Origin of the sequence: Kocuria oxytropis (assembly GCF_040981195.1) — a bacterium.
Classification (GTDB): Bacteria; Actinomycetota; Actinomycetes; order Actinomycetales; family Micrococcaceae; genus Kocuria; species Kocuria oxytropis.
This window is the reverse complement of sequence record NZ_JAVFXA010000075.1, coordinates 1-659: the sequence shown is the minus strand read 5'-3', so window position 1 is coordinate 659 and position 659 is coordinate 1. Positions and strand designations below refer to the sequence as shown.

The 659-nt window shown below is 37.6% G+C and carries 1 protein-coding gene; it reads left to right on the top strand.

What is annotated here, in order from left to right; all coding sequences use genetic code 11:
- Positions 1-360: 360 nt before the first annotated feature.
- A partial coding sequence (locus QYM41_RS17635) for a hypothetical protein (RefSeq protein WP_368801072.1) occupies positions 361-659 on the top strand: 299 nt, incomplete at its 3' end.

Sequence of the window (659 nt, the reverse complement as noted above, 5' to 3'; positions counted from 1 at the left end):
TATGTGGATGGGCAAAAGACTGTTATTCCAACATATGCTGAAGTTGTCAATGTTGCAAAATACTTTGCCAATGCTCCAGAAAACACTAAATGAACACTGCAATCAGAAACTGATTTGCTGCCATCATCTGCTGATTTGAACAATGCGTACAACACAATTGGTATCATAGTGCAGGACTTGAACGGAAATGACGTAAGACTGACTGCCAATCCGGTTGAATCAGTTGATGTTAAACCAAACCTAAATGATGCTATTCTTGTAATAGTTGCTTCTACAGGTGTATTTGACACTGCAATCTATACAGCTACCGGTTGATTGATTTCACAAGTTAAGGATGAAACTACCGTTAAACTTGGACAAATGCAAGCTCAGATTGATGACAAGGCTGATTTGACTTATGTTGATGCACAAGATGCTTCTATGCTATCACAGGCAAAAGCATATGCTGACAATGGTTTCCTGAAAGTTGAAAACCCAAGAATCATTTCTACATCAGATATTTACAACAAGACTGAAGTTGATGCTAAATTTGTTTCTACAAACACTAATGTAGGAACTAATACTACAAACATTGCTGCCTTACAACCTACAGTATCTGGACACACTACTTCTATTGCTACAAACACTGCTGATATAGCAACATTGAAGACATCTGATGC